This window comes from Mesorhizobium sp. M0037, from assembly GCF_040323635.1.
GTDB lineage: Bacteria > Pseudomonadota > Alphaproteobacteria > Rhizobiales > Rhizobiaceae > Mesorhizobium.
The window spans coordinates 537281-546339 of record NZ_JAMYVB010000001.1 but is presented as its reverse complement, the minus strand read 5'-3'; the positions used below and the strand labels follow the sequence as shown (position 1 = coordinate 546339).

10 protein-coding genes and 1 pseudogene are annotated in these 9059 nt (G+C 64.4%); 7 read left to right on the top strand and 4 right to left on the bottom strand.

Annotated elements, in window-relative coordinates; genetic code table 11:
* Positions 1 to 3: 3 nt before the first annotated feature.
* Entirely contained in the window at positions 4 to 933 is a 930-nt protein-coding gene (locus tag NKJ78_RS02840) for an AAA family ATPase (protein WP_023700847.1), read from the bottom strand.
* A complete protein-coding gene (locus tag NKJ78_RS02835) occupies positions 930 to 1457 on the bottom strand; it encodes a flavin reductase (protein WP_031239320.1) in 528 nt (175 codons plus the stop codon). The genes NKJ78_RS02840 and NKJ78_RS02835 overlap by 4 nt, the downstream gene beginning before the upstream one ends.
* A 180-nt stretch (positions 1458 to 1637) precedes the next feature.
* Here NKJ78_RS02835 and NKJ78_RS02830 point away from each other — a divergent pair, with 180 nt between their 5' ends.
* Positions 1638 to 2708, top strand: a complete 1071-nt coding sequence (locus NKJ78_RS02830; protein ID WP_352459422.1) for a branched-chain amino acid ABC transporter substrate-binding protein — start codon at positions 1638 to 1640, stop codon at positions 2706 to 2708.
* On the top strand, positions 2708 to 3727 hold the full coding sequence (locus NKJ78_RS02825) for a P1 family peptidase (protein WP_352459423.1): 1020 nt from the start codon (positions 2708 to 2710) through the stop codon (positions 3725 to 3727). The genes NKJ78_RS02830 and NKJ78_RS02825 overlap by 1 nt, the downstream gene beginning before the upstream one ends.
* 7 nt (positions 3728 to 3734) lie before the next feature.
* Here NKJ78_RS02825 and NKJ78_RS02820 read toward each other — a convergent pair whose 3' ends face one another.
* Positions 3735 to 3989 (bottom strand): DUF2171 domain-containing protein, encoded by a 255-nt coding sequence (locus tag NKJ78_RS02820; protein ID WP_023684896.1) that lies wholly within the window; start codon positions 3987 to 3989, stop codon positions 3735 to 3737.
* A gap of 137 nt (positions 3990 to 4126) precedes the next feature.
* On the opposite strand from NKJ78_RS02820, the pseudogene NKJ78_RS02815 reads away from it, so the two are divergent.
* The 4 genes and pseudogenes from NKJ78_RS02815 to NKJ78_RS02800 all read left to right on the top strand — a co-directional run bounded on the left by NKJ78_RS02815 (position 4127) and on the right by NKJ78_RS02800 (position 7469).
* Positions 4127 to 4850 (top strand): annotated as a pseudogene (locus tag NKJ78_RS02815) (DUF2259 domain-containing protein).
* Positions 4851 to 4906: 56 nt separating this feature from the next.
* Complete coding sequence (locus NKJ78_RS02810; protein ID WP_023726917.1) at positions 4907 to 5371, top strand: hypothetical protein; 465 nt, start codon at positions 4907 to 4909, stop codon at positions 5369 to 5371.
* A 59-nt stretch (positions 5372 to 5430) separates the two neighbouring features.
* A complete protein-coding gene (gene purB, locus NKJ78_RS02805) occupies positions 5431 to 6732 on the top strand; it encodes an adenylosuccinate lyase (RefSeq protein ID WP_023726918.1) in 1302 nt (433 codons plus the stop codon).
* Between the two features lie 8 nt (positions 6733 to 6740).
* A complete protein-coding gene (locus NKJ78_RS02800; protein ID WP_352459424.1) occupies positions 6741 to 7469 on the top strand; it encodes a metallophosphoesterase family protein in 729 nt (242 codons plus the stop codon).
* 15 nt (positions 7470 to 7484) lie between these two features.
* Here the strand turns inward: NKJ78_RS02800 and NKJ78_RS02795 are convergent, their stop codons facing one another.
* On the bottom strand, positions 7485 to 8300 hold the full coding sequence (locus NKJ78_RS02795; protein WP_023669088.1) for a VOC family protein: 816 nt from the start codon (positions 8298 to 8300) through the stop codon (positions 7485 to 7487).
* A gap of 194 nt (positions 8301 to 8494) precedes the next feature.
* Here NKJ78_RS02795 and NKJ78_RS02790 point away from each other — a divergent pair, with 194 nt between their 5' ends.
* Positions 8495 to 9049: an RBBP9/YdeN family alpha/beta hydrolase gene (locus tag NKJ78_RS02790; RefSeq protein ID WP_023739388.1), complete on the top strand. Its 555-nt coding sequence runs from the start codon at positions 8495 to 8497 to the stop codon at positions 9047 to 9049.
* Positions 9050 to 9059 lie beyond the last annotated feature (10 nt).

Below are 9059 nucleotides of genomic sequence, written 5' to 3'. Positions count from 1 at the left end.
GCCCTACTCCGCCGCCGCCAGTTCGGCCTTGACCTCGTCGAGGATGCGCCGGCCCTCGCCCGCGCCGATGCGGGCAATGTCGTCCTGGTATTTCAGCAAAACGCCGATCGTGTCGGAGACGGTTTCGGGATCGAGCGCCACCTTGTCGAGTTCGGTCAGCGCGCCGGCCCAGTCGATGGTTTCGGCGACGCCCGGCGCCTTGAACAGCTCGACCCGGCGCAGCTTCTGGATGAACGACACCACTTCCGCGGAAAGCCGGCTGTTGGCCTGCGGCACCTTGCGGCGCACGATCTCCAGCTCGCGCTCGGCATTGGGATAGTCGACCCAGTGATAGAGGCAGCGCCGCTTCAGCGCGTCGTGGATTTCCCGCGTGCGGTTGGTGGTGATGATGACGATCGGCGGCTCCTCCGCCTTGATCGTGCCAAGCTCGGGCACCGTCACCTGGAAGTCGGACAGGATTTCGAGCAGGAACGCCTCGAAGGCTTCGTCGGTGCGATCGAGTTCGTCGATCAGGAACACCGGGGCAGCACCCGCCTTGCCGGTCAGCGCATCGAGCACCGGGCGGCGGATCAGGTATTTTTCGGAAAAGACATTGCGCTCCATGTCGGAGCGGTCGACCGAGCCTGCCGCCTCCTCCATGCGGATCTCTATCATCTGCGCGGCGTAATTCCACTCGTAGACGGCGGACGAGACGTCGAGCCCCTCATAGCATTGCAGGCGGATCAGCCGGCGGCCGAGTGCCTGCGCCAGCACCTTGGCGATCTCGGTCTTGCCGACGCCGGCCTCCCCTTCAAGGAACAGCGGCCGCTGCATGCGCAGGGACAGGAACAGCACCGTTGCCAGCGAGCGGTCCGCGACGTAGTCCGCGCCGGTCAGGAGATCGAGCGTTTCGTCGATCGTCCGCGGCGCGGGGCGCGGTTTCAGCTCGGTCATTCTTTCTCCGTTGCCGCCTCTGCTCCGCTCTGCAGCACGTGGTAGTCGCGGGCGTGGTAGATCAGCGGCCGCAAATTATCGCCCATGCGCAGGCCTGTCACCTTGCCAAAAAGCACACGATGGGTGGCGAGATCCTTGGTGTCGATCAATTCGCAGTCGAAAACCGCAAGAGCGCCCTTCAGGGTAGGCGCGCCCGTCGATATGACATCCCACTCGCCAAGCGCGAAACGCTCATCGGCCGACAGCCCGGTCAGGCCTGAAAACGCCACCGATAGGGGCTGCTGGTGCGAAGCCAGCGTGTTCAGCGCAAACCGGCCGTTTTGCATGAACAGCTCGTTCTTGGCATTCTCGCGGTTGAGACAGACGAGAACCGTCGGCGGCGTGTCCGACACCGAACAGGCGGCAATCACCGTCGTGCCGCGTTTGCCGGCGGCCCCTTCGGTGGTCACCACATGGACATGGCCGGCAAAATGCGCCATCGCGTCGCGATAGGCCTGAGGCCCTATGTCGTTCAACTTCAACACCGATGATTTTCCATAAGCGGGAACCCAAGCGTTATATATGGCGGCACACAATAGGCCACAAGCGAAGTGGTTGACGCCAATCCGCAAATTCCCGTGTTGCGCCTGGGGCGGGCAGCCTTTAGGTCTTGGCGGAAGAGACGCTGGAAGCATGCGACCGGCACGGAGGAATTCGTCGTCAAAATGCGACCCCCAACAGCTGTAATAGCGGCACTGCTCTGGCTGCTGCCGGCAAGCGCCGGCGCGCAGACGCTGCATGTCGGCGTCGCCGCGCCCCTGTCCGGTCCGTCGGCGATCCTGGGCAAGCAGATCGAGGCGGGCGCTGCCCTGGCAGCAGAAGCCAACGGCGCCGAGATCAGGACGGTCGACGATGCCTGCACCGCCGATGGCGGGGCTGCCGCCGCCAGGGAATTCGCCGCTGCGAAGGTCGATATCGTCGTCGGCTTCCTCTGCACCGAGGCGATCCAGGCGGCGCTGCCGATCCTCAAGGACGCCAACATACCGGTCATCACCGTTGGCGTGCGCACCGAAAGCCTGACCGACCGCCGCGCCAAAACCGGCTGGCCGGTCTACCGGCTGGGGCCACGCGGCGACGACGAGCGCAATGCGGTGGCTGGCATCCTGACCCGGCTGTGGCAGAGCGAATTGTTCGCCATCGTCGATGACGGGACCATCTATGGCCGCGAAATCGCCGAGACGCTGCGCGCAGCGGCCGAACAGGCGGCGCTGAAGCCGGTCTTCACAGACACGTTCCGGCCGCAGCTCGACAACCAGATCGGGCTGATCGGCCGGCTGAAGAAGGCGGGCGCGACGCATGTCTTTGCCGGTGGCGACGGCGACGACATCGCCATTATGGGCCGCGACGCCGGCCAGCTCGAGGCCGGCATTGTCTTTGCCGGCGGCGAGAATTTGCGCACGCCACCCGGCGATGTGCCTTACGCCATCGGCACGCTGATGATCGCGCCGCCGGAATGGGCCGATGTCGCCGATCCCAAGGTGCTGGCGGCGTTTACGGCCAAAACCATCGCGCCTGATGGCTATGCCTTGCCGGCCTATGCGGCGGTGGAAATCGCCAAGGCGGCCACGGCTGCGTCAGAAACCTCGGGCAAGGGACTGGCCGACGCGCTAACCGGGCATGATTTCACCACCGCGATCGGGCCGCTGCGGTTCGACGACAAAGGCGATCTGAGCCAGAACCTCTATCGCGCCTTCCGCTTCGACGGGACGCGTTTCGTGCCGGCGGAGACGAACTGATGTTTCGCACCGGGCCGCGCAATCTGATCACCGATGTCGCCGGCCTGCGCGTCGGCAACGCGTCGGATGCCACGCTGAAATCGGGCGTCACCACCGTATTGTGCGACGAACCGGCGGTCGGTGGCGTGCAGATCCTCGGCGGCGCGCCGGGCACGCGCGAGACCGATTTGCTCGAACCGCACCATTCCATCGAGGCGGTTCATGCCGTCGTGCTTTCGGGCGGTTCGGCCTTCGGCCTCGACGCCGCGTCGGGCGTGCAGGCGGCGTTGCGTGAAAAAGGCATTGGCGTCGATGTCGGCGGCTTTCGGGTGCCGATCGTGCCGGCGGCGATCCTGTTTGACCTGCGCAATGGCGGCGACAAGGATTGGGGCCGTTATCCTCCCTACCGCGACCTCGGCTACGAAGCCGCCCAGGCGGCAACAGTCGACTTTCCGCTCGGCACAATCGGCGCCGGCACCGGCGCGCTAAGCTCCGGGCTGAAGGGCGGCCTCGGCTCGGCCTCGACCGCGCTCGACAGCGGCATCACCATCGGCGCGCTCGCCGCCGCCAACCCGACCGGCTCGGTGACGATTGCGCGTACACGCTATTTCTGGGCGGCACCCTTCGAGATCGGCGATGAGTTCGGAGGCCTCGGCTATCCCTCGCCGATGCCGGACGACGCCAGGCGGATCCTGTTGAAATACCGCGACAAGCGTGTCGGTGGACAAGTCGAGGCCGGTGGCAACACCACCATCGCCGTCATCGCCACCGATGCTGTGCTGACCAAGGCGGCAGCCAAGCGGCTGGCCATTTCAGCGCATGACGGCTTCGTGCGCGCCATCTGGCCGGTGCACACGCCGGCCGACGGCGATCTGGTGTTCGCGCTGGCGACGGGGAAGAGCGGCATAGAACTCAGCGCCGACGATGCCGTCGATTTCTTTGCCACTGCCGGCGCCACCATGGCGCGCGCAATCAGCCGCGGCATCCATGCCGCGACGCCGGCCGAAGGCGACCTGTTTGCGGTGTGGTCGTCGCGCTGACTTTCAGTCAGGTCGCGTCGGACTCCTCTTCCTCGAAGCTGACCGCGACATCCGAATTCGCCGACAGCCAGACTTTCTGGCCCTCGACCTCGGCAAGCAGGCTCAAGGGAATGTAGTGGTGATGCCCCTGATGGGCGCCCTCGCCGCTGTCGGCCTTGGTCAACTTGATCCGCTCGCCATCGACCCTGTCGACGGTGCCGATGTGAACGCCGTCGGCGCCGACCACTTCCATATGCTCGCGAATCTTGCTGGCCTCAGTCATGGGGTGTTCTCCTTTTGAAAACGATCGACGATAACAAACAGAGGCGAAATTGGATGCATCGCCTTTTGAATAGCACGATGTTTTGACTGTCTCGTGATAGGGAACGATCGAACCAAGGCAGGCGGAGCGGAACCCCGATGCGAAATCTCGTCCTGATTGGCGTTTGCCTGCTGGTCCATCTGGCATCCGCCATGGCCGCCCGCGGGCGATGTCGCCGAGCTTGAAATCCTCGGCTTCAGCAAGGATGGCGGCGTCTTCGCCTTCGAGGAATACGGTGTGGCAGACGGTTCGGGCTTTCCCTATGCCAATCGCTACTACATCAACACCGCCGACGACACGTTCCTGAAGGGCACGCCAATCCGGGTCCGGCTGGAGGATGAGACCGCCTCGCTCGATACGGCCCGTCAGCAGGCCAGGCAGAAGGGCGAAGCCGTCGTTGTGCAGGCCGAACTCACCGCAAACCGCGGCATCACCGCCGGCTTCAACCCGGTGACCGAATTGTCGGCCGACCCGTTCCGCATGGTGGTGAACCCACGGCCGATCTTTTCGCCGGTCGACCCGCCGCTGGAATTCCGGCTGGACGAGATCGGCATGAATGACACCGAAAGCTGCCAGAGCCAGGGCGAGGTCAACGGTTTTCGCTTGCTGCGGATCGAGGCCAGGGATGGCGGCCAGACCCATCTGCTGCATGAGGATAAATCGATCCCGAAAAGCCGTGGCTGCCCGAACGGCTACAGGATCGGCGCGGTGCAGACGTTCTCGATGGACAGCATCAGCGCCTATGCGGTGCTGATCGCGGTGCGCCAATACGGCTTCGAAGGGCCGGATTTTCGCTGGATCGCCGTGACCGGACGCCTGTGACTGCGCTCGATCAATCCAGCTGGCGCAAGCGCGCCGGAAATCGCGTCAGCCGCGCCATACCATCGACGGGCGCGGCGCTTGTCGGCGCCTTGCTGTGGGCGATGGCCATGGGCGCCAGCGCGCTGACCGGTCTTTGGCTCGACAATTGGGAGACCCCGGAAAAGATCCGCTTCGTCGCCCTGCTGTTTGCGACCGGCGCGGCATTGGCCTTTCCCGTCGGGTTGTTCGCGGCGCGGCTGGTCTCGCTCGACCGGCACTGGGAAGTGGCGTTCGCCGCCGCCTTCGTCTGCCTGCTTGCCACGACGCTCGCCTTCACCGGCGGGTTGTTTGCGCTGCAATACCGCTCCTACTATGCCGAATGGCACGCGGAGGCCTTCACCGCCCGGTGGGCGTTCGAACTGGTCTTCACCTCGCTGACGGCGCTCTACCAGTTCGTGGTGCTGGGTATCAGGCTCTATTTTCCGCTCGGATTCATCGCGCTTGCCGCCGCCAGCGTGTGGTTTGCGCGCCAGCAGCGTTGAGCATTCGGTCCGCCTCTGCTAGGACGCGCACTTAACCACGGACACATCAGGACTGACGGATGATCCCTCGCTATTCCCGGCCGGAAATGGTCGCCATCTGGTCGCCGGAAACCCGCTTCCGCATCTGGTTCGAAATCGAGGCCCATGCCTGTGATGCGCTGGCTGAGCTCGGCGTCATCCCCAGGGAAGCCGCCAAGACCATCTGGGAAAAGGGCAATGCGGCAAAATTCGACGTCGGCAAGATCGACGAGATCGAGGCCGTCACCAAGCACGACGTCATCGCCTTCCTCACCCATCTCGCCGAATTCGTCGGGCCGGATGCGCGTTTCATCCACCAGGGCATGACCTCATCGGATGTACTCGACACCTGCCTTGCGGTGCAGCTCGGCCGCGCCAGCGATATCCTGCTGGCCGACCTCGACGGCCTGCTCGCCGCGCTGAAGCGCCGGGCCTTCGAGCACAAGGACACCGTCACCATCGGCCGCAGCCACGGCATCCACGCCGAGCCGACCACCTTCGGCGTCAAGCTGGCGCAGGCCTATGCCGAGTTCTCACGCTGCCGCGAGCGGCTGGTGCACGCGCGAGAGGATATTGCCACCTGCGCTATCTCGGGCGCGATCGGCACCTTCGCCAACATCGACCCTTATGTCGAAGAGCATGTGGCGAAAAAGCTTGGGCTGAAGCCGGAACCGGTGTCGACGCAGGTCATCCCGCGCGACCGCCACGCCATGTTCTTTGCCACGCTCGGGGTCATCGCCTCGTCGGTCGAGCGGCTGGCGACCGAGATCCGCCATCTGCAGCGCACTGAGGTGCTGGAAGCGGAAGAGTATTTTTCGCCGGGCCAGAAGGGCTCGTCGGCAATGCCGCACAAGCGCAACCCGGTGCTGACTGAAAACCTCACCGGCCTTGCCCGCATGGTGCGGTCCATGGCCTTGCCGGCAATGGAGAATGTGGCGCTCTGGCACGAGCGCGACATTTCGCATTCCTCGGTCGAGCGCATGATCGGCCCGGACGCCACGGTAACACTCGATTTCGCGCTGTCGCGGTTGACCGGCGTCATCGACAAATTGCTGGTCTATCCCGACAACATGCTGAAGAACATGAACAAGTTCCGTGGCCTTGTGCATTCGCAGCGCGTGCTTTTGGCGCTGACGCAAGCCGGCGTCAGCCGCGAGGACGCCTACCGCCTGGTGCAGCGCAACGCCATGAAGGTATGGGAACAAGGCGCTGATTTTCTTGAAGAATTGTTGGGTGACAAGGAAGTCACCGCAGCGCTGCCCGAAGCCGAGATCCGCGAGAAATTCGACCTGGGCTATCACACCAAGCATGTCGACACGATCTTCAAGCGGGTTTTCGGATAGGTTTTTCGATGCGGCTGGCCGTCCTTTCCGACATCCATGGGAATCTGCGCGCGCTTGAGGCGGTTCATGCGCATTTCAAAGACGCTTCTCCCGACATCATCGTCAATCTGGGCGATTGTCTTTCCGGGCCGCTATGGCCTGAAGAAACCGCGCAATATCTGATGGCGCAGAACTGGCCGACCGTGCGCGGCAATCACGACCGTGTGCTGATCGAGCCCCCTGCTTCTGGGTTGGAAGACGTCGATGCTTTCACCCACCAACGCCTCTCTGAGACATCCCTGACCTGGCTCTCGGCCTTGCCGGTCACCCTGTCGCCTGCCCTGGACATCCTGCTTTGCCATGGCAGCCCCAGTGACGACGACGTGTTCCTGCTCGAGGAAGACGGAGGCAGCCACTTCCACCCCTCCAATGAAAAGCAGATCAGGCACAAGCTGGGCAGCGCCGGCGCCGGGCTGACTTTGTGCGGCCATACACATACGCCGCGCGTTGTGCGCTTGTCGGACAACCGGACAATCCTCAATCCGGGCAGCGTCGGCGTCCAGGCATTCCCCGGCCTGACCGTGACCGGCAGTCCGCATGCCCGCTACGCCCTCGCTACGCGCAAGGACGGACAATGGTCGTTCAGCCATCACGTGGTCAATTATGACTGGACCGAGGCGTCCACCCGCGCGACAGCCACCGGCTTCGGCAGCTGGGCGCATGGGCTGCTGACGGGCTACGCCGCCAATTCCTTGTAAGAACCGAGCGGGCGCTCAGCCGGCGGCGCCCGGCACGGTGCGGATAACCGTGCCCCACGGATCTTCCCGCGTGGTTTCAGCGGTTGTCTTGTCCGAGCGCATCTCGACCCAGGCCAGACCCGAGCGGGACGGATCGCGGCGGCCGGCGCCGGCGCTGTGCCACGAATTGCCACCGATATGATGGTGGTAGCCTCCCGACGACAGGAACACCGCCTGCCCTCCATACTTAGCGACCGTGTCGAAGCCAAATTCGTCGTGCCACCAGGCCTCGGCATCTTCCGGCCGGCCGACGCGCAGATGGACATGGCCGATAATGCTGTTTTGCGGCGCGCCCTGCCAGCCGGCGTCACCGGCCGGCACGCTGCCAACCACGGCGGCCAGATTCAGCCGCTCGGTCGCCATGGCGATCTTGTCGCCGTTCCACTTCCACTCCTGCGGCAGACGGTCCCTATAGATTTCAATGCCGTTGCCTTCGGGGTCGGTCAGGTAGAGAGCCTCGCTGACCAGATGGTCGGAGGCGCCCTCGATGCGGATCTTGTTGGCGGCGGCATGGTTTATCCAACGGCCGAGATCGGCGCGGCTGGGCAGAAGGAAAGCGGTGTGGAAAAGGCCGGCGCTGCGCGGATCGTCGGGCTTGGCCGCTGCGTCAGGCTCGATGACCAGCAGCGGGCGCTCGGCAGCGCCCAGCGTGATGGCGCCATCGGCGCGGCTCAATTCCTGCAGGCCGACAACAGCCCGGTAGTAATCGGCAAGTCCTTCGGCGTCGCGCGCCTTCAGGCCCACGCGTGACACGCTGACGGGGGTCGTCGCGGCAAAAGGCAGTTCGCTCATAAAACTCTCCGTTCAGCGCGTTATCCCAGGCCGCGCCACCAGTCTATTCTGTTGTCCATCTCTTCCTGCCTCAAATCGTCGATCCTGATCGTTCACACAAGATGGAAAGAATCGAACAGGTTGTTCACGATTGTGATGCACCGCATGCGTCAGCGCGGGTTGCACGAGACACGGCCGCTCGCTATCTCAGCGCCATGAAAGTCAAAGACGCAGATATTCTGATCGTGCCGGGCTACACCAATTCCGGCCCCCAACACTGGCAGACACGCTGGCAGTCGAAACTGTCGACGGCGCGCCGGGTCGAGCAGGCGGAGTGGTCGAAGCCGGTGCGCGAGGACTGGACGGCGAGCGTGGCGAACGCTGTCAACGAGGCCGAGCGGCCGGTGGTGATCGTTGCCCATTCCCTGGGCGTGGCGGCCGCGGTGCAGGCCATTCCGCAGTTCAGGAAGCCGGTCGCCGGTGCGTTCTTTGTCGCGCCGCCCGACGTCGCCAACCCGGAGATAAGGCCGCGTCACCTGATGACCTTTGGCCCCTATGCACGCGAACCGCTGCCCTTCCCGTCCATCGTCATCGCCAGCCGCAACGATCCGTTCTGCGCCTTCGAGGTTGCCGAGGACATTGCCGGCGCCTGGGGTTCGCTGTTCATCGATGCCGGCGAAACCGGTCACCTCAATGAGCATGCCGGCTTCGGCCCGTGGCCGGAAGGGTCGATGACCTTCGCCAAGTTCCTGACCGACCTCAAGGCCTGACCGGGCAAGG